26 protein-coding genes are annotated in these 21,005 nt (G+C 47.2%); 11 read left to right on the top strand and 15 right to left on the bottom strand.

Annotated features, from left to right (window positions below; all coding sequences use genetic code 11):
• Nucleotide 1: 1 nt before the first annotated feature.
• The 5 genes from NIES2104_RS14870 to NIES2104_RS14850 all read right to left on the bottom strand — a co-directional run bounded on the left by NIES2104_RS14870 (nt 2) and on the right by NIES2104_RS14850 (nt 4,092).
• Nucleotides 2–718: a 16S rRNA (uracil(1498)-N(3))-methyltransferase gene (locus NIES2104_RS14870; RefSeq protein ID WP_058998985.1), complete on the bottom strand. Its 717-nt coding sequence runs from the start codon at nt 716–718 to the stop codon at nt 2–4.
• A gap of 66 nt (nt 719–784) precedes the next feature.
• Nucleotides 785–1,030 carry a UPF0175 family protein gene (locus NIES2104_RS14865; RefSeq protein ID WP_058998983.1) on the bottom strand — a complete coding sequence of 82 codons (246 nt, stop codon included), beginning with the start codon at nt 1,028–1,030 and terminating at the stop codon, nt 785–787.
• A gap of 12 nt (nt 1,031–1,042) precedes the next feature.
• On the bottom strand, nt 1,043–1,675 hold the full coding sequence (locus NIES2104_RS14860) for a Uma2 family endonuclease (protein WP_058998982.1): 633 nt from the start codon (nt 1,673–1,675) through the stop codon (nt 1,043–1,045).
• 39 nt (nt 1,676–1,714) lie between these two features.
• Nucleotides 1,715–3,463, bottom strand: a complete 1,749-nt coding sequence (sir, locus tag NIES2104_RS14855; RefSeq protein WP_058998980.1) for a sulfite reductase, ferredoxin dependent — start codon at nt 3,461–3,463, stop codon at nt 1,715–1,717.
• A gap of 122 nt (nt 3,464–3,585) precedes the next feature.
• Nucleotides 3,586–4,092 (bottom strand): low molecular weight protein-tyrosine-phosphatase, encoded by a 507-nt coding sequence (locus NIES2104_RS14850; RefSeq protein ID WP_058998979.1) that lies wholly within the window; start codon nt 4,090–4,092, stop codon nt 3,586–3,588.
• A 228-nt stretch (nt 4,093–4,320) separates the two neighbouring features.
• Here NIES2104_RS14850 and NIES2104_RS32400 point away from each other — a divergent pair, with 228 nt between their 5' ends.
• From NIES2104_RS32400 to NIES2104_RS33455, 3 genes are all read left to right on the top strand, one after another.
• Nucleotides 4,321–4,479 (top strand): hypothetical protein, encoded by a 159-nt coding sequence (locus NIES2104_RS32400; protein WP_192843590.1) that lies wholly within the window; start codon nt 4,321–4,323, stop codon nt 4,477–4,479.
• A gap of 138 nt (nt 4,480–4,617) precedes the next feature.
• Nucleotides 4,618–4,836, top strand: coding sequence for a DUF433 domain-containing protein (locus NIES2104_RS14845; protein WP_059001754.1), 219 nt, complete (start codon nt 4,618–4,620; stop codon nt 4,834–4,836).
• Nucleotides 4,837–4,946: 110 nt separating this feature from the next.
• Nucleotides 4,947–5,156, top strand: coding sequence for a hypothetical protein (locus tag NIES2104_RS33455; protein ID WP_263970963.1), 210 nt, complete (start codon nt 4,947–4,949; stop codon nt 5,154–5,156).
• 49 nt (nt 5,157–5,205) lie between these two features.
• On the opposite strand, the gene NIES2104_RS14835 is transcribed toward NIES2104_RS33455, so the two are convergent.
• Nucleotides 5,206–5,553 carry a YbaB/EbfC family nucleoid-associated protein gene (locus tag NIES2104_RS14835; RefSeq protein WP_058998976.1) on the bottom strand — a complete coding sequence of 116 codons (348 nt, stop codon included), beginning with the start codon at nt 5,551–5,553 and terminating at the stop codon, nt 5,206–5,208.
• A gap of 269 nt (nt 5,554–5,822) precedes the next feature.
• Here NIES2104_RS14835 and NIES2104_RS14830 point away from each other — a divergent pair, with 269 nt between their 5' ends.
• Together NIES2104_RS14830 and NIES2104_RS14825 are read left to right on the top strand one after the other, a co-directional pair.
• A complete protein-coding gene (locus tag NIES2104_RS14830; protein WP_058998974.1) occupies nt 5,823–6,299 on the top strand; it encodes a type II toxin-antitoxin system VapC family toxin in 477 nt (158 codons plus the stop codon).
• Nucleotides 6,280–6,474 (top strand): hypothetical protein, encoded by a 195-nt coding sequence (locus NIES2104_RS14825; protein ID WP_058998972.1) that lies wholly within the window; start codon nt 6,280–6,282, stop codon nt 6,472–6,474. The genes NIES2104_RS14830 and NIES2104_RS14825 overlap by 20 nt, the downstream gene beginning before the upstream one ends.
• A gap of 77 nt (nt 6,475–6,551) precedes the next feature.
• Here NIES2104_RS14825 and murB read toward each other — a convergent pair whose 3' ends face one another.
• Both murB and murC read right to left on the bottom strand, forming a co-directional pair.
• Nucleotides 6,552–7,553, bottom strand: coding sequence for a UDP-N-acetylmuramate dehydrogenase (gene murB, locus NIES2104_RS14820; protein WP_058998970.1), 1,002 nt, complete (start codon nt 7,551–7,553; stop codon nt 6,552–6,554).
• A 106-nt stretch (nt 7,554–7,659) separates the two neighbouring features.
• Entirely contained in the window at nt 7,660–9,141 is a 1,482-nt protein-coding gene (gene murC, locus NIES2104_RS14815) for a UDP-N-acetylmuramate--L-alanine ligase (RefSeq protein ID WP_058998968.1), read from the bottom strand.
• Between the two features lie 718 nt (nt 9,142–9,859).
• Between murC and NIES2104_RS14810 the strand changes: the two genes are divergently transcribed.
• From NIES2104_RS14810 to NIES2104_RS14800, 3 genes are all read left to right on the top strand, one after another.
• Nucleotides 9,860–10,873 (top strand): type I glyceraldehyde-3-phosphate dehydrogenase, encoded by a 1,014-nt coding sequence (locus NIES2104_RS14810; protein ID WP_058998966.1) that lies wholly within the window; start codon nt 9,860–9,862, stop codon nt 10,871–10,873.
• Nucleotides 10,874–10,956: 83 nt separating this feature from the next.
• The gene (locus NIES2104_RS14805; protein WP_059001752.1) at nt 10,957–11,241 is read left to right on the top strand and encodes a DUF2442 domain-containing protein; all 285 of its coding nucleotides are present in this window, start codon (nt 10,957–10,959) and stop codon (nt 11,239–11,241) included.
• 72 nt (nt 11,242–11,313) lie between these two features.
• Entirely contained in the window at nt 11,314–11,550 is a 237-nt protein-coding gene (locus NIES2104_RS14800) for a DUF2283 domain-containing protein (protein WP_082689999.1), read from the top strand.
• Nucleotides 11,551–11,570: 20 nt separating this feature from the next.
• On the opposite strand, the gene NIES2104_RS14795 is transcribed toward NIES2104_RS14800, so the two are convergent.
• The gene (locus tag NIES2104_RS14795; protein WP_192843589.1) at nt 11,571–11,930 is read right to left on the bottom strand and encodes a hypothetical protein; all 360 of its coding nucleotides are present in this window, start codon (nt 11,928–11,930) and stop codon (nt 11,571–11,573) included.
• 254 nt (nt 11,931–12,184) lie between these two features.
• On the opposite strand from NIES2104_RS14795, the gene NIES2104_RS14790 reads away from it, so the two are divergent.
• The 3 genes from NIES2104_RS14790 to NIES2104_RS14780 all read left to right on the top strand — a co-directional run bounded on the left by NIES2104_RS14790 (nt 12,185) and on the right by NIES2104_RS14780 (nt 15,129).
• Nucleotides 12,185–14,203 carry a WG repeat-containing protein gene (locus NIES2104_RS14790; RefSeq protein WP_058998960.1) on the top strand — a complete coding sequence of 673 codons (2,019 nt, stop codon included), beginning with the start codon at nt 12,185–12,187 and terminating at the stop codon, nt 14,201–14,203.
• A gap of 162 nt (nt 14,204–14,365) precedes the next feature.
• Nucleotides 14,366–14,737, top strand: coding sequence for a DUF433 domain-containing protein (locus NIES2104_RS14785; protein WP_058998958.1), 372 nt, complete (start codon nt 14,366–14,368; stop codon nt 14,735–14,737).
• Nucleotides 14,737–15,129, top strand: coding sequence for a hypothetical protein (locus tag NIES2104_RS14780; RefSeq protein WP_058998956.1), 393 nt, complete (start codon nt 14,737–14,739; stop codon nt 15,127–15,129). Before NIES2104_RS14785 ends, NIES2104_RS14780 begins: the two co-directional genes overlap by 1 nt.
• A 50-nt stretch (nt 15,130–15,179) precedes the next feature.
• Here NIES2104_RS14780 and NIES2104_RS14775 read toward each other — a convergent pair whose 3' ends face one another.
• The 6 genes from NIES2104_RS14775 to NIES2104_RS14750 all read right to left on the bottom strand — a co-directional run bounded on the left by NIES2104_RS14775 (nt 15,180) and on the right by NIES2104_RS14750 (nt 20,701).
• A complete protein-coding gene (locus tag NIES2104_RS14775) occupies nt 15,180–15,413 on the bottom strand; it encodes a hypothetical protein (RefSeq protein ID WP_058998954.1) in 234 nt (77 codons plus the stop codon).
• Nucleotides 15,414–15,462: 49 nt separating this feature from the next.
• Nucleotides 15,463–15,885, bottom strand: coding sequence for an anti-sigma regulatory factor (locus NIES2104_RS14770; protein ID WP_058998951.1), 423 nt, complete (start codon nt 15,883–15,885; stop codon nt 15,463–15,465).
• A gap of 3 nt (nt 15,886–15,888) precedes the next feature.
• The gene (locus NIES2104_RS14765; RefSeq protein ID WP_339375130.1) at nt 15,889–17,499 is read right to left on the bottom strand and encodes a SpoIIE family protein phosphatase; all 1,611 of its coding nucleotides are present in this window, start codon (nt 17,497–17,499) and stop codon (nt 15,889–15,891) included.
• A gap of 119 nt (nt 17,500–17,618) precedes the next feature.
• Nucleotides 17,619–18,317 carry a hypothetical protein gene (locus NIES2104_RS14760; protein WP_058998947.1) on the bottom strand — a complete coding sequence of 233 codons (699 nt, stop codon included), beginning with the start codon at nt 18,315–18,317 and terminating at the stop codon, nt 17,619–17,621.
• A gap of 125 nt (nt 18,318–18,442) precedes the next feature.
• Nucleotides 18,443–19,135, bottom strand: coding sequence for a PIN domain-containing protein (locus tag NIES2104_RS14755; RefSeq protein ID WP_058998945.1), 693 nt, complete (start codon nt 19,133–19,135; stop codon nt 18,443–18,445).
• A 108-nt stretch (nt 19,136–19,243) separates the two neighbouring features.
• A complete protein-coding gene (locus NIES2104_RS14750; RefSeq protein ID WP_058998943.1) occupies nt 19,244–20,701 on the bottom strand; it encodes a site-2 protease family protein in 1,458 nt (485 codons plus the stop codon).
• Between the last annotated feature and the right edge of the window lie 304 nt (nt 20,702–21,005).

Here is a 21,005-nt window from a genome sequence, read left to right as displayed (position 1 = left end):
TTTAGGTTTCACTCTCAGCGCGACTTTCTACCAGTCCAGCAATGAGCGAAATCGCAGCGATCGGAGCCGTAACCGCTCTTAAAATCCGTTTTCCAAGTGTGACAGGCTGATAGTGATGTGCGATCGCGCTTTCAATTTCCCCGGTTGTCCATCCGCCTTCAGGTCCGATCGCAACAATCACCGAATTTCCAAACTCGCAGTTCAATAAATGCTGTGATGAACTCCGCTCTGCACAAATGTAATGAGAATCAGCTTTTAACTCTTCTAATGCAACCTTAAAAGGCATCGGTTCTAGAATCGTTGGCACGATTTGGCGTTCGGATTGTTCTGCGGCTTCCTGGACAATTCTGCGCCAGCGATCGAGCTTATTCCCGCTCGGATTGAGTAAAGTACGATCGCTCATCACAGGCGCAATACAAGCAACTCCCAATTCTGTCACCTGCCGCACGACATCATCAAATCCCGTTTTCGGTAGCGCTAACATTAACGTAATTGAGACTGATAACTCTGACGATGCTTGTAGCGATTCGATTAGTGTTGCTTGATCGGATTCGAGGATCGCAATCCAGGTTTGTCCTTTGCCATCAAGGGCGATAAAGCGATCGCCCTTTTTCAATCTCAAAACTCGCTGAAGGTAATGCTGTTGTTCTGAAGACAAAGAGACGATCGAGCCTTGTCCCTGCGATTCAGCAATCACTAATCGTTGTAGTTGTGACATAGTTTCTACTCCTGAGCAGCGGTCAGAATTGCCTGATACAGTGCAGAGAAGTATCACAGACGATCATCACAAATCACCCCAAGCTTTCAAGTTCTCTATCTCCCCCTGAAAGCCTGCGACATCATTGTAGAGATCGATTCCTCGACCTGCTAATTCTTGCTGAAATTCAATTAGCGAAAGTCCCGATAGTTCTCGCGCTTTCCCAAGGTTGAGCTTCTTCTGCTGAAATAGTAAGATTGCAATCTCGCGCTTTAACTCTGACTCAGAAATCTGTGCAGCCTGAAGAATATCATCAGAAATAATAACACTCATAACTCTAATCTCCTAAGAGCAAACCGCTAATTCAAATTCCTCAAGTGCCTGACTCACACCTACAATTTTCGCACGTTGCATAAACTGAGGAATCAGATCAATCACAGCAAAACTTGGAAAAGTTGGGCTGACTGAAACTTCTCGATATTCTCCAGCCTCCAGAACATTGATTTTTAATTTCCCTTTTGTGTAAATCCAAAGTTCAGGAACACCTAACGCTTGATAAGCGAACAATTCGGTTTTAGAAGTGACATCAGTTTCGATCGCTAAATCTGGCGGCGGATCAACCGTTAAATCGATCCGATCTTTGCCAATCACCGCTTGATAGTTCTGAATGTAAAAACAATCATCTGGTTCGATGCCTGCTGACATTTCCTCACGTTTGAACGTCGTTGATCCAAGCGGTTCCCAACGTCGTTTCTGAGCCTTGAGCAAGAGTTTAACTAAATCCGCGATGAAGACTTTCGATCGCTCATGTTCCGGCAGTGGAGCCATAATTTCTAACGTTTGATCCGCATACGCAATTCGCGACAATCTTCGATCGCCTAATTCTCCTAAAATTTCCTCAAATCGCTGCCACGAAACAGGCTGAAGTGTCACCCGTTCCCCTGGCTCTAACTGCAATCGAATTGAAGTTGATAACATAAACTCAATAAAAAAGGGCGCTGTTCACGCCCCTCTAGTTTATACCTCAGTGAATTCGTGGATTCGATCGAGACCGAAGCGATCGCAGAAATCCCCAAAACTCTCACCCGGTTTTCGCTCTTTCTTGAACAAGATAAACACTGGCTCGAACACCGTTTCCAAATCATCCATGTTCATCTTCTCGATAAACACTTTCGCTAATCGAGTTTGATTCGGAGCCGCACCCATCCAAACTTGATAAGTATTCGGACCATTTCCCACAAATGCTAACTCCGCCAAATACGGACGCGCACATCCATTCGGGCATCCCGTCATCCGCACGATAAATGATTCATTGGGCAAGCCCACTTTATCGAGCAGTAACCGAATTCGAGTCAAGACAGGTAAGCTCACTCGCTCAGATTCTGCGGTCGCTAGTCCACAAGTCGGCAACGCAGGACAAGCCATCGAATCCCGAACTAATGGATCAACTTTGTCCGGACGCTCGATTCCATGTTCGCGCAGCAGTCGATTGATGCGCTGTCTGTCTTCTGGCTTGATGTCGTAAAGCAGAACGTTCTGGCTCGGAGTCAGCAACATGGGGAGATTGTATTTGCTCACAATCTTCCGCAGTACTGTCTTGAGTCTAAAACCGCTCTCGTCTTTGATTCGACCATTTTGGATCGAAATGCCGTAGAACAGTTTGCCGTCTCCTTGTGCATTCCAGCCTAAATAGTTCAGGAACTTGAATTCGGGCAACGATCGGGATGGCTCGATCGCTTTTCCGAAATATTCCTCAACTTTGGCGCGGAACTTCTCAACGCCCCATGCTTCGACGAGATATTTCATCCGCGAATGTCTGCGGTCAGATCGATCACCGTAATCGCGCTGCGTTGCCACGATCGCTTTGACGACATCGTACACGTCCGCTTTATCCACATACCCGAGCGGATCTGCCAATCGTGGGAAGGTTTCTTCTTTCCCGTGGGTGCGTCCGAGTCCGCCGCCGGCATAGACGTTAAAGCCTTCGAGTTCACCCTGATTGTTTGTTAACACGACCAGCGAAACATCTTGAGAGAACAAATCGATCGAGTTATCTCCCGGAACCGTCACCCCAATCTTGAACTTACGCGGCAGATAGTACGTTCCGTAAATCGGCTCTGGTGAATCTTCAATGTTCGAGCCGTTAATATTGCGCTTCCGGGCTGCGACCACCTCTGGATCTTCTTCACCTGTTACCGCTTTCTCACCATCGAGCCAAACTTCGTAATAGGCTCCCGACTGTGGCGTTAACAAGTCCGCGATGTTATTCGCATATTTTCGAGCGTATTCGTATTCAGGGCGATTTCTAAACGGTGCAGGCGGAGACATCACATTTCGATTGACATCACCACAAGCGCTTAGGGTTGATCCCATGCTTTTGACGATCGCGCTAATTGTCGCTTTTAAATTCTTTTTCAATACGCCGTGAAGCTGAAACGCTTGACGGGTTGTGACGCGAATCGTGTGATTGCCGTACTCGTCGGATAAGCGATCGATCGTTAAATATAATTCCGGCGGCACGAATCCACCCGGCGATCGCGTTCTCAGCATCATCGAATAGTCTTTTTCTTGACCTTTGACGCGATTATCGCGATTGTCTTGCTGATAAGAGCCGTGAAATTTGATGAGCTGAATGCCGTCATCGCTGAATGCGTTCGTATCAAGCCGCAATTCTGAAGCAACAGGTTCACGCAGGAAATTACTGCGCTCTTTGATGCCTTCAACTTTGGAGGGTTTGCGGACGATGGGAGTAGAAGAAATAACCATTGAACTAAGTGACTGCTGCGATCGTGTAAAGACAACAATGCGGCGCTTGAACGATCTCAAGCTGCCGTAAGCATTTATTCCCGGTAAACCGCTCGGAATTGTGTTATTTCAGTCTATCACGATCATCGATTCGATTGTGCGGAAGACGGTGTTAAATTCTGTTCCTGAATAATGTGATCGAGCAATCCTTGACAAGCATCGAGTAATAAATTGATCACAACGTTAAAGCCTTCTGTGCCACCATAGTAAGGATCTGGCACTTCTCTCAATTGATGCTGAGTACAGAAGTTACACATCAATTGCACTTTTTCTTGATAAGTGCCCGCTGGATCGATCGAACAAATCGCCTCATAATTCTCGTGATCCATCGCCAGAATCAGATCGAATTCCTCAAAATCCGATCGCTCAAACTGTCGCGCCCGTCCGACTAATTCAATTCCGCGTAATTTCGCCGCTGCGGTCATTCTGCGATCGGGCGGACTGCCAATGTGATAACTCGACGTGCCAGCAGAATCACAAATAATTTCATTTTCCAATCCTGCCTGTCGAATCAAGTGATTCATAATATTTTCGGCAGACGGCGATCGACAAATATTTCCCAAACACACAAACAATAAGCGGTAAGCCATCAGTTTCTACTTCAAATTCATGCACGTATAGAGTAGCGATTGACATCCTCCCACGGCTGAAGCACATGGGATTCCCCACGCAACCGCAGTTGGTTCCTGAACTGCCGTTGCCTCTTCTAGACAAGTCCTTCAAAGGTCTTACACACCATGTCCGATCCGAGCCTGCTAGAAGATCACTTGATATCTAGTTACCCACTAAAAGATCGCTTTCCAGGCATGAATTCCCGTGTGTCCCACGGTACTCAAATGCTGTTTAGTTTTCGCGTTCGTTTGAATCGCCTCGCTGTTTATCGTGTGTTCGCGACCACGTTGCCCCTAAACTTTATGCCTCAAAGTGCTGCACTGTTTCAGCAGAATTTTCACGATGGCAAAGGAGTTTCACCTTGACAAGACAACTGTACCAGAAACGGACGGCACTTTTAAGTGCCCGTGTCGCGTTTCATTCCACAACTAAAAGCCAGTGGGCTTTCACGCTCCCGCCCTACCCTGTAAGATGTGAATATGCAATTGTGGAGCGGAAATCGAATGATTGGAACCTCATCAACCATTAGCGTTTCTCCTGAAATTATGAGCGGAACTCCAGTTTTTGCAGGGACAAGAGTTCCAGTCCAAACCTTTTTAGATTATTTGAAAGCAGGAGAGTCGATCGATGACTTTCTCGACGGATTTCCAACCGTCAGCCGTCAGCAAGTGATCAAACTGCTCGAAGAAATCGGAAGCAGCATCGCGGATCGGGCTGCATGAAAATTCTGATTGATGAATGTATCGATCGAAAACTTGCCAGAGGATTGAGCGATCACGAAGTGAAAACAGTTCCTCAAATGGGCTGAGCAGGCATTAAAAACGGGCAACTCTTGTCGCTGGCTGCCACAGAATTCGATGTGTTTATCACGGTCGATCGCAATTTGCCATCTCAGCAAAATCTAGCTCAATTCGAGATCGCGATCGTCGTCCTAGCTGCACCGTCGAATCGATTAGCAGACCTACAGCCCTTAGTGCCCCAAATCTTGGAGAGTCTGCCTGCCGTGGTAAAAGGGACAGCGATCGTGATCAGTGCAAATTGAAAAACCGAGCTATGAGGTCGTAGCTCGGCTCGATCGATATTGACAGCGCTTAACCCAATCCAGGTAAATTCAAGCCACCTGTGAGGTCTTCCATCTTCTCGCGCATCGTTGCGGTTGAAGTTTCGTAAGCGCTCCGGGTTGCAGCCAACACCAGATCAGACAGCGTTTCAGCATCTTCTTTCAGTGCATCCGGCGAAATCTCGACCTTTAGCGGCTCTTGATTTCCACTCATCGTCACCTTCACCAGCCCGCCGCCGGACTCACCGACAATCTGCATCTGTTCGAGTTCTTCTTGAAGCCGTTTTGCGCCTTCTTGAACCTGTTGCGCTTTCTTGATGGCATCGGTGAGTTCGCGCATTTTGCCAAGCCCGAAGCCAAATCCCTGTCCTTGTGACATAACGTTTTAAATCAGTTAAGAGTGGAATAAGATTGCCGAATCCGACAATCAAACAGCTTCATTATGACACCGCGATGGAAATTCGACGCATTTGGGAAACAAGCGATCGCATAGGGATTTCCCTACCCCAAGCTTCAACCCAAGCGAAAATAATATTCACCTGCAATTTGAGGAATGAATCGTTACAACATGAACAGACTCCTTACCCAGTGATAATACTCAGACGCTTAATAATTAGTGACGGTGAATTCAATCATGGGTAGCCCCTTATGTTTCGCATATATTTAGACGTTTGCTGCTTTAATCGTCCATTTGACGACCAAACACAACCGCGAATTCGAGTCGAAACCGAAGCTGTTCTGGCAATTTTGGAAAACTGCGAAACTGGACAATGGGAACTCATCATTAGCGAGATGGTTGAAACCGAGGTCGCTCAGATTGTTGATGAAGAACGAAGGCAGAGAATCGAGAGAGCATTGCGAATGGCACGCTCAAATATTACGGTGGATGACAGCGTTATCAGTCGGGGGGAATATCTGCAAAACTTGGGGTTTCAGGGGTTTGATTCGATTCATCTTGCCTGTGCTGAGAGTGCTCAAGCTGATGTTTTTTTATCGACAGATGATCGATTATTAAGAAGAGCGTTCCGATACCAGAAAACAATTATCGTGGTGGTAGAAAATCCTGCCGCGTGGTTTATTAAAACAGTACAAGGAGACTTTGACAATGACCCCGATAGAACTTAGACGACAAGGTTTAGCCGCACTGCACAAAGAGCTTGGTTATGTTGGAATGGTGAGGTTTCTGAGCCAATTTGATTCGGGCAAGGGTGATTACACAATCGATCGACATCAGTGGCAGGATAATTTGACGGTTGCAGAGATTGCAGCCCAAATCAAAGAGCGTCGCAATCAGGGGTAATGGGAACGAAGGCGAGAGGCAAATGATTCTCCTGTATGAGGTAAGGTCAGGCAGGATGCCCAACCTACCAAACCTAATTAGAACTCACCCAGCATCTTCACTTCCGGTTCTAACAGCAACGACCATTCCTGATGAACCTGCTGCTGTACATGTCGAATCAGTTGGAAAATATCGGTTGCTGTGGCATTCCCGCAGTTGAGGATAAAGTTTGCGTGACGTTGCGCCACTTGAGCACCTCCGATTTGATGCCCTTTTAATCCCACTTGCTCGATCAGCCAACCTGCTTTGTAGGCTTCTGGATTGCGGAATACGCTGCCGCAACTCGGTAAATGATACGGCTGAGAATTCTGCCGCTGTTGTTTGTGATTTGCGGTCACAGTGTTTACAGCCGTTGGATCTGCGCCCGGTCGCAATTGGAAGGTTGCATGAGTCACATAGCGCGAACTGCCTTGTAGCGCTGAAGTACGATAGGTGTATTGCAAATCTTCGGGCGTGAGCACCTCGATCGAGCCATCCAGCATCAACACCGTTGCTTTTACTAAAATGTCTGAAATGCTGCTCTGATGGGCACCTGCATTCATCACGACTGCACCGCCAACAGTTCCGGGAATTCCCACCGCCCATTCAAAGCCTTGCCATCCTCGATCGGCAAGTTTCCAAGCAAGTCGCGGTAACGGTTCTCCCGCTCCGACGGTCACTTGTCCCGTCGCATCATCGAATTCAGTTAATCTTAAATGTCTCGTCGAAATCACTAATCCTGGCAATCCGGCATCGCTGACAAGCAGATTTGATCCGGCTCCCAACATTGTGACCGAAACGCCTTGTGAGTGCGCCCATTCCAAACTCGCCTGCAATTCTTCGAGGGTGCGGGGAGCGACATACCATTCTGCGGGACCTCCCACCCGGAACGAAGTCAAGGAAGCGAGAGGAACATTAGCTTTTAACACAGCGTCAGTACCAGCGATCGGAATCGTGAGTATCTTAGACCGAATCGGTTGAGTGATCGAAGTGGAAGGAATCGATCGAGATAAATCAGAGCCAGGTGAACGAACAGTCGGGGAATCAATAGAGAGTGTCATAACGTTTCTACAGGTATGGCTTCAACCTGAGATCTGTCACCGCGATTACCAAATTCATAGGGTTCAGATCTCCATTGCACAAAACACAACAAACTAGAGCACAAAGTTAGGATGCAGCTTTCTCAAGACTTTGCTGACAAGCCATGACATCAGGAATAATCTGATTCAGATTACCCGCACCGAGGAAGATCACAAGATCTCCTGGGGTCAGTACTTTTGCGATAAAGTCGCCCATTGCTTGCAGTGATGGTTGGTAGTGCACACTGGAATGCTGTTTCGCGACCAGGTTGGCGAGGGTCTGTCCGCTAATGTCTCCTGGATTCAGCTCACCAGCGCTGTAGATATCACTGAGAATCACTACATCAGCGTCCCCGAACGACTCCGCAAATTCCGTTAAAAAAGTCTGCGTTCGGCTGTACCGATGCGGCTGGAAGATGGCGACCACCCGACGACGCGGATTGAGTTTGCTTGCCTGCAATCGTGCAGCGGCTAACGTCACCTTCAGTTCGCTCGGGTGATGTGCGTAGTCATCAATGAAAAGGATACCGTTGTAGTCACCCCGATGCTCAAAACGACGACGCGCACCCTCGAACGGTGCGATCGCTTTCGCAATGATGTCAAACTCTAACCCCAATAACCGCCCCACTGCGATCGCGGCAAGTGCATTACTTAGATTATGTTGTCCAAGAATTCCGAGTTTAATCTGTCCTAGGACTTGTCCCCGTTCCCAAACTCGCGCCGTTGTACCATCGCCACAGTACTGAATTTGATCAACGGTGTAATCGGCTTTTGTTGCCCAGTCAAGACTGTAAGTAATCGTCGGCTGAATGCGATCGCGAACCGTTTCACAATCAATTGATCCGATTGTGACTTTGCAGCGGTTCGCAAATGTTTGAAACGTTTCAACAACTTGATCTAAATTGCTGTAATGATCGGGATGATCCAACTCTGCATTTGTAATAATCCCAATGTAGGGCGCAAACTTCACGAGCGACCCATCCGATTCATCGGCTTCAGCAACGAGGTAGTCTCCGTGACCAATGCGGGCGTTTCCTTGCCACGCTTTCACTTCTCCGCCCACAATCACAGTTGGATCAAGATTCGCGCCGTACAGCATATAACTGATCAGGCTGCTCGTCGTGGTTTTTCCGTGCGTTCCAGCGACAGCAATACTTTTATAGTCCTGAATCAGTGCAGCGAGAATATCCGATCGATGAAAAATCGGACAGCCTAGCTCTAGAGCAGCGCGATATTCGGGATTTGCCGAATTAATGGCGGTAGAACAGACGACTTGCGGCAAAAGTGCAGTGTGTGTGGCGGGAGGAGTCAGCGTTGCGATCGACCCGACCGCCGCCGTTTGAACCGCAACCGGACGCGATCGAAAATGATCCAGATTTGCGGCATCTTGCCCGATAAAGATTTTGGCTCCCAAACTTTGCAATCGTTCCGTAATATGGCTCGATTTCAAATCTGAACCGGATACGGGTAGCTCACGGTCTAATAACACATAGGCTAGGGCTGACATTCCAATTCCACCGATACCGATAAAATGAAACGGTCTGCCGCTGAAGTCAACTGAACTCAGCATTTTTGCTCCTTACACACCACACCAATGTCACGCGCTATCATATCAAGGATCTCTTTTTACCGATACGGTAATCGGAAACATTTTGATAGGCAATTTAACTTTTGAAAACGTTGCTTTAAAACGAATTGAAAGCAATTTAGTCTATCGAGAAACTAACTCGATCGCAAAGTTCCTATCGAATCCGTCTTGATCAATTAGATACACGCTGATCCCTGCCGATTCCAGACAAGATTCAGATTTTTTAATTCGCGTCTAGAATCCGCAATTCAAACTGCTGCAAAGGTTCACTTTCTCGCGTTTTTCACCTTTCAAACTTGCGAAAAGCGATCGAACCTCTCTTTAAGTTGTTTGCAAGACCAAGTAACTTATCATGGATTGCTGCTTAAATTTGCTGTCTAAATCACCTCTGGAATTTCATTCTTTTCGATAAGAGTGCTACAGATTTTGCCACAACTAATTTGAAATGGCATCTATTTTGTAGAAGTCGTGATTATCACTCTCTCTACCTCTAGAGAGTAATCTAATCGGTTACAAAAGTCTTTTCGCTTCTTTTCATCCTGCCTTGGAGTGAAATTCGGAGTGGCAGAATTCGCGATCGCACCTCCCTCGATTTGTCAGCGCTTGCTGATCCCAATAAATTTGTTGATGAGAAGTGAGGAGCCTTTTACGGTATGATGTGACTCATCAATAGGTATTTATATTCAGAGGGCAAGACGCAGTGGTTAGAGTAGCGATCAACGGCTTTGGACGGATTGGACGCAACTTTTTGCGGTGCTGGGCAGGTCGGGAAAAGACTGGGATCGATTTGGTTGCAATCAACGACACGTCTGATCCAAGAACGAACGCCCACTTGATCAAGTACGACTCGATGCTGGGTAAATTCGCTGGCGAAGTGAGCGCGGACGAAAACACGATCACGGTGAACGGTAAAACGATCAAGTGCACCTCCGATCGCAATCCCGAAAATCTCCCCTGGGGAGCGTGGGATATCGATCTGATTATCGAATCGACGGGTGTGTTTATCTCGAAAGAGGGAGCCACCAAGCATTTGAACGCAGGTGCAAAGAAAGTCCTGATCACTGCGCCTGGTAAGAACGAAGATGGTACGTTTGTGGTTGGTGTGAATCATGAGGATTACGACCATCACAAGCACCACATTATTAGTAATGCAAGCTGTACCACGAACTGCTTGGCTCCGGTCGCGAAAGTGATCCACGAGAATTTTGGCATCGTCAAAGGTACGATGACGACGACTCACAGCTACACCGGGGATCAGCGGATTCTCGATGCCAGCCACCGGGATTTGCGTCGCGCACGTGCAGCAGCGGTTAACATCGTTCCGACATCAACGGGTGCTGCGAAGGCGGTTGCGTTGGTACTTCCCGAATTAGCAGGTAAGCTAAACGGGATTGCATTGCGGGTTCCGACTCCAAACGTTTCGGTTGTGGATTTAGTCGTGAACGTGGAGAAAAGCACGATCGCTGAGCAAGTGAATGCCGTTCTGAAAGAGGCTGCTGAAACCTCGCTGAAAGGCATTCTGAAGTATTGCGATCTGCCTTTGGTGTCGAGCGATCACGCGGGAACCGATGAATCCTCGATTATCGATGCGGCACTAACGATGGTGATGGGCGGCGACATGGTGAAAGTCGTGGCTTGGTATGACAACGAGTGGGGCTACTCTCAACGAGTCGTTGACTTAGCTGAAGTCGTTGCTGCGAAGTGGGAAAGCTAAGATTGTTCGCTCAATAGTTTGAAAGTCCTCGATCGTGATTGCGCGATCGAGGACTTTTGTTTGAAAGGGTCTTAGGAGAATCGATGCTGAAAGATATTGTCGCGGTTAAACCTTTAGAGCACTATCAGCTTTATTTACAATTTGAAGACGGTGTTGAAGGAAGGGTCGATATTAGTAAGCTTGTCTCTTTCACGGGTGTCTTTTCGCCGCTTCAGGATTTGAACTATTTTGCGACTGTTGCAGTGAATTCGGAGTTAGGAACGATCGTTTGGTCATGTGGTGCAGATCTTGATCCAGATGTGCTTTATGCGATCATTTCTCAGCAACCGATTTCGACCTACGAAGATTCTACGATCGTAGCAAGATAACATCTTCTGAAAAATGCTCGAAATCATCTGGTCAGATTACTCTTTATCTCAGAACTGGAAGATTTATCATCAATGAGTAACACCGCAAGAATGAACTATTTCGAGAAAGAGGATGTTTTGCATCTTGTCATTTCGGATGAGCCTGAGTTTGGCAGCGTTGAACTTTCCCCCAATATCACAGCAGAACTCAACGAGGCTGGAGAACTCATCGGTGTTGAAATTCTGTCGGCAAGTACCTTTATTCGAGATGTGATTTTGGAGTCTGCTCAAGGGAAGCTTTTAGGATTTTCGCGTACTTCTGCAAGTTGAGAACGCGATCATTTCGTCCCTTAATTCCTGGTAGTCATCAAATCGCTGCGACAAGTCAGCGGGCACTTTTGCCCATTCTTCGTCAGGAACCTGAGCCGCAAGTTTCCACATTGGAATGGCATTCGGATCGTACTCGATGATTCCAAATCGATTTTGTTTGGACTGGGTTCGGTGGGAGAGATCGATTGCTGGGCTGCATCAATGACGAGATTGGCAATCAGGCTGATTGGATCGGTGTGCTGCTCGATCGCCAATGCCTGAAGTTTTTCATACAGCGTTGCAGGTATTTGAACTGTGACGAGTTCCGCATCCACTCTGTAGTGTTCCAAATTTAATTGGTCAAAGCATAGAGTAACGTAGTTTTGCAGAAGGCTGATCACGTTTGCGATCATTGTGCAAAATGATTCCAGGATGTGAAAGTTCTACGATCGTAGCAAAGTAGCATCTAATCTCAGCATAATTCTAGGTTTCTTAGGCAGAATTGGGATTTAGGTTCTGAGAGAAATAGTTTTATAATCAGGCATATCCGTAAAAGCCGAAGGTAGCTCTGTAGGTAAGGTCTGAGTGGCAGACAGCGCATTGTCTAGCCCAGCTTTCGTGTGATTACTGCTCGTGTGGATGGGAAGTGCAAATCATGATCGTTGGTGCAACTCTAGGAAATCGATATCGGATTCTGCAACCGTTAGGAAGCGGCGGATTTGGCGATACCTATTTAGCGGAAGATAGCCATCTCCCTGATCACCCTAAGTGTGTTGTGAAGCATCTGAAGCCGAAAGATTCAGATCCGAGAGTCATAGAAGTCGTACAACGATTGTTTCGGCAGGAAGTTAAGACTTTGTACCAGTTGGGTAATCAGTACGAATATATTCCAAAGCTGTTTGCACACTTTGAAGAGAATGGGCAGTTTTATCTCGTTCAAGAGTTCATTGATGGACATGATCTGAGTGTAGAACTGACACCCGGAACACAGTTGAGTGAGGAGAAAGTCATTCAATTACTGCTTGAGATTTTGTCAGTTCTCGAAGGCGTTCATCGATCGAACATTATCCACCGGGATTTAAAGCCGCAGAACATCATGAGGCGGCGAGATGGACAATTATTTCTCATCGACTTTGGAGCAGTGAAGGAGATCAGTGCTTTAACGATCGATCCGCAAGGACAGACAAAATTAACGATCAGTATTGGTACACGGGGGTATTGTCCAAAGGAACAAGCGGGAGGAACGCCAAAACTCAGCAGCGATATCTATGCAGTTGGCATGATTGGAATTGAGGCATTAACAGGCATTTCACCTCAAGCATTGCCTGAAGACCTAATGACGGGCGAAATTATTTGGCGCGATCGCGCTCTGAATGTGAGCAATCCGTTAGCAGAGCTTCTGAGTACGATGGTGCGGTATCACTTTAGCGAACGGTATCCGTCAGCGATCGAGGCTCATCAAGCCCTAATTAAGCTTGTGCCTAAGCCGAAAAAAACCACCCGAAAGCTGAAGCAGAAAATCATTGCCGCACTAGCGTGTTTAAGTCCAGTTGTGTATTTTTTCGTGGCTTTTGTTGCAGCCCAGATTGTCAATTACTTTACTTCTCCAGCCACAATTGAAAGCCTGATTGCAATTCAACCTCAATTTGATATTGCTTATGATTTCTCTAGTGGGCTAGCAGCAGTCAAAACAGGCAAGCAATGGAACTATGTTCAGAAGAACGGTAATGTAGCTATTAGCAATTTGAAATTTGACGGCGACATTTTTGCTCCTAGGTTCTCTGAAGGGTTAGCAGCAATAAAGCTTAATGGTAAGTGGGGATATATTGATCAAAGCGGCAATCTTGTTGTTCAACCTAAATTTGATACATCAGGTGACTTCTCTGACGGTCTAGCATCTGTGGAAATAGACGCAAAACCTGTCAAGGGCTTGTCAATCTCAATCGGAGGAAAATGGGGTCATATCAATAGAAGTGGTGAATTTATAATACAACCTAAATTTAACTACACCCGTGAATTCTCAAACGGATTAGCAGTAGTAGAAGGAAGTGCCTCACCAACTAGTAATGAGTTGTTTGAGTTGTTCGGCTCTGATGTAGAAAAAAATAGAGGTTATGTTGATAAAACAGGCAACTTAGCTATCCCTTTAAAGTTTAAAAACACTTACCCTTTCTCTGATGAACTTGCAGTTGTGGAGTTGGATTCTCAAACGAAAGGGTTCATTGATACAAAAGGCAATTTAATAGGTTCAGTAAAATTGGAGACATCTGATACATTTCACAACGGTTTACTGATGGCAAAAGGCGAAAATAATAAGAAAGGCTATGTTGATAAGACTGGTAGATGGGCAGTCCAACCGAAATTTGATGAAGCTAGTGATTTCTATGAGGGATTAGCGGCGGTGAAAATAAATGATAAATGGGGGTATATCAATAAGGATGGCAATTTTGTAGTTCAAACACAATTTGACAATGCTAAGGACCTCTCTGAGGGACTAGCGCTTGTGAAGAAAGAAAACAAGTGTAGCTACATTAATACAAGTGGCAAATTTATTACTCAAGCACTTGATGTTGATAAAAATGGAGCTTGCCCTATGAGTTCTTTCTCCGAAGGATTAGCAAGCGTGAAAATAAATGGTAAGTGGGGCTATATTCGTAATTCGTTGAATAAGTAGATTGTAGTTTTACACTTCAAAAACAATTAGCGATTAATCCTGATTGCCCCAGATAAATTGAGTTGTACGATCGCTCAATCCAATCCACAAGCAGCTTCTGATTTGACGATCGCGAAGTTCATCGATCGGTTTAGAATCAGGTAAAGACAGAAGGGTATCATCATGGCTGCGGCATCGAATCAAAAAGTAGATATTATTCGCACCGAGCAAGGGTTAACTATTGCTGGGACTCGCATTACTCTCTACGACGTGATGACGCATCTCAAGGCAGGATGGACACCCCGCTTAATTCGGAATTGGCTTCCGCTCACCGAGGCACAGCTTGATAGTGCGATCGCTTACATTGAAGCAAACCGGGTTGAAGTCGAAGCAGAGTATCAGACCGCTCTAGAAGAAAGTGAAAGAATTCGACAAGCTTGGGAAGACAAGAACCGCGATCGATTAGCAGAAATCGCAAATTTTTCTCCGAAGCCAGAACAAGAAGAGATTCATGCTAAACTCCAAGCCTGGAAAGCAAAGCTTGGACTTGTTTAATGATTGTGTTGGTGGACTACAACCTAACAGGCTATGTGGTTCTATTACGTGGAACTCTTGCTGCGGATGGTTGGCTTGATCTTTTATCGATTCAGTTTGTTTTATTAGAGGAAGCTGGATTAGCAATGGACAGTAGCGATCGACTGATTTGGCAATTTGCCCAAGCGAATCAGATGTTGCTACTGACAGCAAATCGCAACGCAAAGGGCGAGGATTCTTTAGAGCAGACCATTCAGCGAATGGGCACACCAACATCACTTCCTGTCATCACAATTGGAAGTTTAGATCGGTTAATTGAGCGGGAATATCGTGAGCAATGCGCCGCTCGTCTTGCTGAAATTGCTCTCTATATTGAAAACTATTCAGGAGTCGGTCGGCTTTTCATTCCTTGATGAAACTCAGTTCAAATCTAGATCAATCACCATACCTCGGCGTAACTGCGTCACTCTGCCCACTCCAACAATCCCGCCTCAGTCAGCGATCGCACTTCCTCGTCCTCTGCGTAAAGTTCGGCATACAAGGTTGCCGATTCTTCAAGACGATCGCACTGTAACTCTTGTTGAAGTCGAATCAATGCTGTCCGAATCAACTCGCTTTCGTCTCGAAATCCATACTGCTCAAACTGATTCAGAAATTCAAACTGTGATTCGTCTAGGTCAAATTTAGCTTGAATCATCGGCGTCTTACTGCGATCGACTAATCGAATTATAGATAAGAAGCTGCCTTTACACCACGCTCATTAAATTTGCCTGTAGCTTGAGACAATTGCGACCGTTGACCTGCAATTGGTATTCCACCCGATCCATCAAACGATTGAGAATCAGCCAGCCGTAGCCGTGTTCCTGCATTGCTTCCGGTGAAGGTGCGAGATACGTGGAAAGATCAAAGCCTTGACCGTGATCCCAAATCTCGATCGCTAAATCTCGACCCCGCAACTCTAAACGCAGAATCACAGGCAGATCCGGTTGATTGCGATGGGCGTGTCGTACGACATTTGAGTAAGCCTCGACCAGTGCCAACCGCAACCGACTCGACTGGCGCGACCAATCGACCTGTTCGCCAAGTTCGATCGCCAAACTATCCAACAGCCACCGCTCAACAATGCCGAGAAATCTTAAATCGCTAGGGATATGAAGCTCAGTTCGCATCGGTTACAAAACCTCCAGAGAAAGAATCGTCTGGTCATCTTCTTGAATCGCATTGTGTGCCTGGATTTGGGCAAGCAGCAGTTTGAGATCCAAGCATTCCCCGGCTTGCCGGAGCATTTTCCAGAGTCCAGTTTGTCGGAGCATCGCTCCTGCGGTGTCGATCGATCGACTGATCGCTTTATCGGGTTGTACCGTTGCTTCAGTAATGCCGTCACTGGTGAGCAGGAAGATTTCGCCGTCTTTCAGTGTGAGGGTTCCAGCGACGGCTTTCCAGTCTGGTAGAATTCCGAGCGGCACACCTCGGACTTTAAGATAGGTGGGTTCGATACCTGCTTTGATCGTTTGTTTTGACCAAACGAGTGGATAGATATGTCCGGCGTTGGCATACACAAGCTGATTGGTTGCAGGTGTGTATTTTGCTAGAACCATCGTGATAAAACAATTTGTGCCCATCAAATCATCAGACAGGATGCTGTTCAAGTTTCGCATGACCTGATCGGGTTCTGGGGGAGTCTCCTGTGACAGTTCTCGCCGCAGTACCGAAATTGCACTCGCCATAAATAGTGCAGCGGGAACGCCTTTTCCAGAGACATCGCCCACGGCTAACCACAAATCGCCCTGAGGATGGTAGTAGACTTCAAAGAAATCGCCGCCCACTTCACGAGCGGGATGGCAGCAGGCTTGAACTTTGAGATTGTCTAGGGTGGGAAGGGTTTGGCGCAGCAGGTTTGTTTGAATCTGGCGCGCAACGGCTAATTCTGCTCGAATTTGTTCGGCTTGCTGTTGAGTCCGGCGGTAGAGTCTTGCTTGGGAAATCGCAAGGGCGGCTTGTTCTGCAACGACTCCGATTAAATCAATGTCTTCGGCTGACCAGATCGGTTTGTCGATCGTGCGATGCAATGACAAAATCGCTAGTAGCTCTTGCTGATAGCTTAACGGCAAGACGAGATGAGGCGGATTCTGAAATTTTAAGGGAGCCGCACGATCGAGAAACACTCGCTGCACTAGTTCTGATTTGCGATCGCGCTCACAGTCTCCCATCAAAACATCTTCTGCACAATACATTGCAGATTGCGATCGTATCTGATCGCCTTCGACCGGATGCAACATGCAGCAACTCGCTTCAAAGGTAATGCCGATCGTTTCGACGATCGTTTGCAGCATGTTTTGATAGTCGAGTGATTCGCGAATTGCAGTCGTAATTGCATTGAATGAAGATTCGCGTCGCAGAGCACGACGCAGATCGGCGGTTCGCTGTTTTAAAACCTGATACGTTTCTGCGGCTTGCTCAACGACCACTTCAAGCTGTTGGGGTTTCCACGGCTTGGTGATGTATTTGAAGACTTTGCCTGAATTAATCGCATCGACTAGATCTTCGACATCGGTGTACCCAGTCAAAACAATCCGAATCGTATCGGGAAAGCGATCGGCAGTCCGACTGAGAAACTCAGTTCCTAGCATTTCGGGCATTCGCTGGTCTGAGATAATGATCGCCACTTCGCCTTGTTCGTCTAGAACTTTGAGGGCTTCGATCGCGCTTTTTGCCCGAATCACGTCGTAATCTCGACGGAATGTGCGGTAAAGCAAATCGAGATTATCTGGCTCATCGTCCACGATTAACAATTTGAGCTTGGGTTTTGATTCCCGCCTCATGCAATTCCTCGGATGCCTTGTAAAGTCTTTACGAAACGTACCCGCAGCATCCGAGAAACTAACGGGAGATTCGTCTGTAGTTACCGCAAGGAGTTCCAGGCTTGAATAATGGTTTTGAGCGATCGCGGTAATTTCTCTTGCTCGATATCTGCATATTCAACGCTTCCAGTTGGACTCGTTAACCGAACGAGAAAGAAATCTGCCGCTCCGGGAGTCGCTGGAAAAGTTCGCTGATTGAAGGTTTGGAACTGTTCATGATCGAGCAATGCCTGAAATTCTCGCACTTTCTCAGGTGTAACCCGCCAAGAGCGCACTGGAGCGTTTTTTCCAGCGTTTAAAGTAATCTTTTGCTGAACTCGACCATCAGTAAACAAAACGGTTTCATAGGTTTGTCCTGCGAATCCGCCGGAAGACTGCGATCGAAACACAACATTTCTCGGCAGAGTAATAGCGCGATCTGCCGATTCTAATCGCAGCGATCGACCTTGAGCATCGGTGTGATACGTCCACGTTTGCTGCCCATGTGCCAGCACAATCCGCCAGCCTTCCGTTAATTGTTGAGCGCACATTTCATCGGGTGCAGCTAGTTCCAGACAAGCATCGTTCCAGGTTTGCCGCTGAGCTTCTACAACTCGTAGATTTTTTGTCGGAACGCCAACCCGTCGAGCTAAATCGCGTCGAACTCGCCAACTGAGCGATTTAGGATAGGCGTAATCGAGGAGTTCAGTCGTCGATCGAGTTGGAGCCGCAGTTGCCTGTAAGAGTGGGATGCCACTCATCAAAGACAAAGTGCTGATTAGTGCGATCGAGGAAATAAGCTTCAAGGGCAACGGGGGGCGCATAGGGGGAACCGACAATTTCTTTCTAGGATAACGACGAGGAAGCTCGATCGTTGGTTTCCGCGCTATTTCTGCTCGATGGTCTGGGGATTTTTCAAAATTAAGGAATGTGCGACTGTCCATCCAATCGCCAATCCACCCAGAATGATCAATAACGGGAGCAAACGATCGACCCACGATTTTTGATACACCGGGCGCGGGGAAGACTTCGGAGATTCGAGCCGAGAAATTCCGGGGCGAGAACTGCCCGCCGTGAGTAATTGCAGCGAATGAGTTTGCATCGATCGCAGATGTTGCAGCACGATCGGAGGTTGTCGCTTACTCCGACTCCAAGCCAGCAGCGTACTGACCGGAATTCCGGTTAAATTCTCTAGATTCAGGGCTTGGACTTGTTGAATCAAAGCGCGATCATTCGACACGACGACGACTAATCGCCCAATGCTCGATCGAGCTAAATCTTCAGCCGAATTTCGCACATCTAAGGCAAGTCGAGCGCGACGAGTCATCGGTCTAGATTCGGTTGAGATCAACGATCGTGTGAGTTCCCAATCGCTCTCAAGCATGAGCCGTCGGAATTCCCTAGCGATTCTAGACTCCATTGACTCACTCCGACTCGCTGCCCAGCTATCCAACTCCTCATAAACAACTTGCGGCACATAACAGCGACCCACTCGACTAAATTCCAACCATTCGTAAGGCTTACAAGCAAAAAACGTATTGAGATCGATCAGTAAAAAAATCTGAGGAGTATCCAGCATAATCGGGGGCAAGAAAAGAAACTTCAAATCTCAAGATTCTTAGCTCCTCAAAGTCCCCCAGAATGGGGGATTTAGGGGGCATTAGCCAACAAAACCGAAGCGATGCACCTATCCACCAATCCCCAACCGTCCAGCCAGGCTCGGAGTCAGCGGCAACAAAATCATCACCATCAAAAACAGAACCACTAATGCGATCGCAGCTCTCGCGTCATCCGGTTCACTAATCTCATTCAAACTCGGACGCTCCGGATTGCGCTGCAACACGACAATCACGATCGCCCAATACAGCGCCAACGGATTCACAAGCGAAGCCAGACCGAGAATCACGATCGTTGCCACCGTTGCCCGTGCTGCCGTTTGCCGTCCGTAGATGGCTTGCACGATCCGCCCACCATCAAGCTGTCCCGCTGGCATCACGTTAATCGCGGTCACGACTAACCCAATCCAGCCAAGCACAACGAGCGGACTCACTTCGACGATCGATTTCTGAATCGCAGTACCCATAATCACTCGTGCCAGAGTGCCCACGAGAATTGACCCTTCAAAGAATTGCGTCGGTACTTTAAATCCGACTCCTTCATGTGAAAGCAACAGACCCGTGACCAGCATTCCAAGCGCGACTAGTCCACCAGCGATCGGTCCTGCGATCGAGATATCAAACAGAGCCGTTCGATTCGGAAGCAGCGAGGCAAACCGGGTAATTGCCCCAAACGATCCAATCTGCCAAGTCGGAATAAAAAATGGCAAATTCAATCGAATCTGATACCGTTTCGCTACGATCCAGTGTCCCAATTCATGCGCCAACAAAACACTAAGAATTCCTAAACTGAAGGGCAAAACTTCTCTGTATCGCTCCGGAGAGCTGTAGAAGTCGAATCCTTGAAGAATGCCTCCAGTTTCGAGACTTGCCGCGATCGTTGCGAGAAAAAGTACGATCGATAAAAGCGTCTGTGTCACATTCAACGGCTTCGGATCGTTCTTACTCGGCAACACCACGACGACAGGCTTTTCGTCTTGGTTTTCGATCAGGAATAATCGGTATCGATCTCCCAATTGTGCGGTCAAAGTGCTAGTCAATTTTGCCAAAGTCGGTTCCGGCTCTCCGCGCAGATTCCCACGAAAAACGGCTCCATCCTGATACGGAATCGTTTCAGTCAAGAAAAAAGTATCAATTCCGAAAATGCTTTTAATCGTTTGCAAGTCTTCGTCCGGAATCGAAACCGGTTGAGAAATTGCAGGAGGTGGAGCGGTTTCCGAAGAATCAGAAAGAGCAGACTCGATCGCCACTTTCGCCGCCGCCCGTTTCGCTAAGAAATCCTGTCCCTCTGCTCGTAGCTGCCGTCCGATCCAGATGTAAACTCCAGTCGAAACCACGAACAGCAGCAGCATTCCTGCTAAATTGAGGTAAATCCCTGCGGCAAACAAGCCAAAGAACAAAATCCACGGAGCCATCAGCACCACCGACTGAAGCCAAGCCAGAATGCCAAGTTTGCCGTAAGGACGTGCCCGATTAAAGCCCCATCCCAAAATTCCTAAAGCCACTACAATTGTCAGCGCAGTAAACATCTCAACCCCCAAACGCGATCGTGCTCGTAATTTGCACAAGTTGGAACACAATATCTACTGTATTAGATTCCGCTACATCAGGGATTTCCAGATTTTCTACGCGATCAGAGTGAAACCGCTACCCCACCCATTTCGTAGTCGTCTGAACTAACGAGAACAAACGTGAAAAATCGTATCGACTCTCGTAATAATCCGCCTGCAACCTGCAAAACCACGATAAAACCTAAAGATAGTCTTGATTTTCTCTGGTATCTGAAGGCAAGGTACAGCAACGCACTTCTTCTATACGACGAGCTTCTGGCAA

This window comes from Leptolyngbya sp. NIES-2104 (assembly GCF_001485215.1).
Taxonomy (GTDB): Bacteria; Cyanobacteriota; Cyanobacteriia; order Leptolyngbyales; family Leptolyngbyaceae; genus Leptolyngbya.
Note: the sequence above shows the minus strand (reverse complement) of the source record. Positions and strands in the feature narration are given on the sequence as shown.

Coding starts and splice junctions, on each gene's coding strand:
- NIES2104_RS14845 (WP_059001754.1), top strand. CDS start 4,618: ATGATTGGAACCTCATCAACCATTAGCGTTTCTCCTGAAATTATGAGC.
- NIES2104_RS14750 (WP_058998943.1), bottom strand. CDS start 20,701: ATGTTTACTGCGCTGACAATTGTAGTGGCTTTAGGAATTTTGGGATGG.
- NIES2104_RS14780 (WP_058998956.1), top strand. CDS start 14,737: ATGATTGTGTTGGTGGACTACAACCTAACAGGCTATGTGGTTCTATTA.
- NIES2104_RS14800 (WP_082689999.1), top strand. CDS start 11,314: ATGAGTAACACCGCAAGAATGAACTATTTCGAGAAAGAGGATGTTTTG.
- NIES2104_RS14760 (WP_058998947.1), bottom strand. CDS start 18,317: ATGAGTGGCATCCCACTCTTACAGGCAACTGCGGCTCCAACTCGATCG.
- NIES2104_RS14835 (WP_058998976.1), bottom strand. CDS start 5,553: ATGTCACAAGGACAGGGATTTGGCTTCGGGCTTGGCAAAATGCGCGAA.
- NIES2104_RS14825 (WP_058998972.1), top strand. CDS start 6,280: ATGACCCCGATAGAACTTAGACGACAAGGTTTAGCCGCACTGCACAAA.
- NIES2104_RS14850 (WP_058998979.1), bottom strand. CDS start 4,092: ATGGCTTACCGCTTATTGTTTGTGTGTTTGGGAAATATTTGTCGATCG.
- NIES2104_RS14785 (WP_058998958.1), top strand. CDS start 14,366: ATGGCTGCGGCATCGAATCAAAAAGTAGATATTATTCGCACCGAGCAA.
- NIES2104_RS14775 (WP_058998954.1), bottom strand. CDS start 15,413: ATGATTCAAGCTAAATTTGACCTAGACGAATCACAGTTTGAATTTCTG.
- NIES2104_RS14870 (WP_058998985.1), bottom strand. CDS start 718: ATGTCACAACTACAACGATTAGTGATTGCTGAATCGCAGGGACAAGGC.
- NIES2104_RS14830 (WP_058998974.1), top strand. CDS start 5,823: ATGTTTCGCATATATTTAGACGTTTGCTGCTTTAATCGTCCATTTGAC.
- NIES2104_RS14865 (WP_058998983.1), bottom strand. CDS start 1,030: ATGAGTGTTATTATTTCTGATGATATTCTTCAGGCTGCACAGATTTCT.
- NIES2104_RS14770 (WP_058998951.1), bottom strand. CDS start 15,885: ATGCGAACTGAGCTTCATATCCCTAGCGATTTAAGATTTCTCGGCATT.
- murB (WP_058998970.1), bottom strand. CDS start 7,553: ATGACACTCTCTATTGATTCCCCGACTGTTCGTTCACCTGGCTCTGAT.
- NIES2104_RS14860 (WP_058998982.1), bottom strand. CDS start 1,675: ATGTTATCAACTTCAATTCGATTGCAGTTAGAGCCAGGGGAACGGGTG.
- sir (WP_058998980.1), bottom strand. CDS start 3,463: ATGGTTATTTCTTCTACTCCCATCGTCCGCAAACCCTCCAAAGTTGAA.
- NIES2104_RS14805 (WP_059001752.1), top strand. CDS start 10,957: ATGCTGAAAGATATTGTCGCGGTTAAACCTTTAGAGCACTATCAGCTT.
- NIES2104_RS14790 (WP_058998960.1), top strand. CDS start 12,185: ATGATCGTTGGTGCAACTCTAGGAAATCGATATCGGATTCTGCAACCG.
- murC (WP_058998968.1), bottom strand. CDS start 9,141: ATGCTGAGTTCAGTTGACTTCAGCGGCAGACCGTTTCATTTTATCGGT.
- NIES2104_RS14755 (WP_058998945.1), bottom strand. CDS start 19,135: ATGCTGGATACTCCTCAGATTTTTTTACTGATCGATCTCAATACGTTT.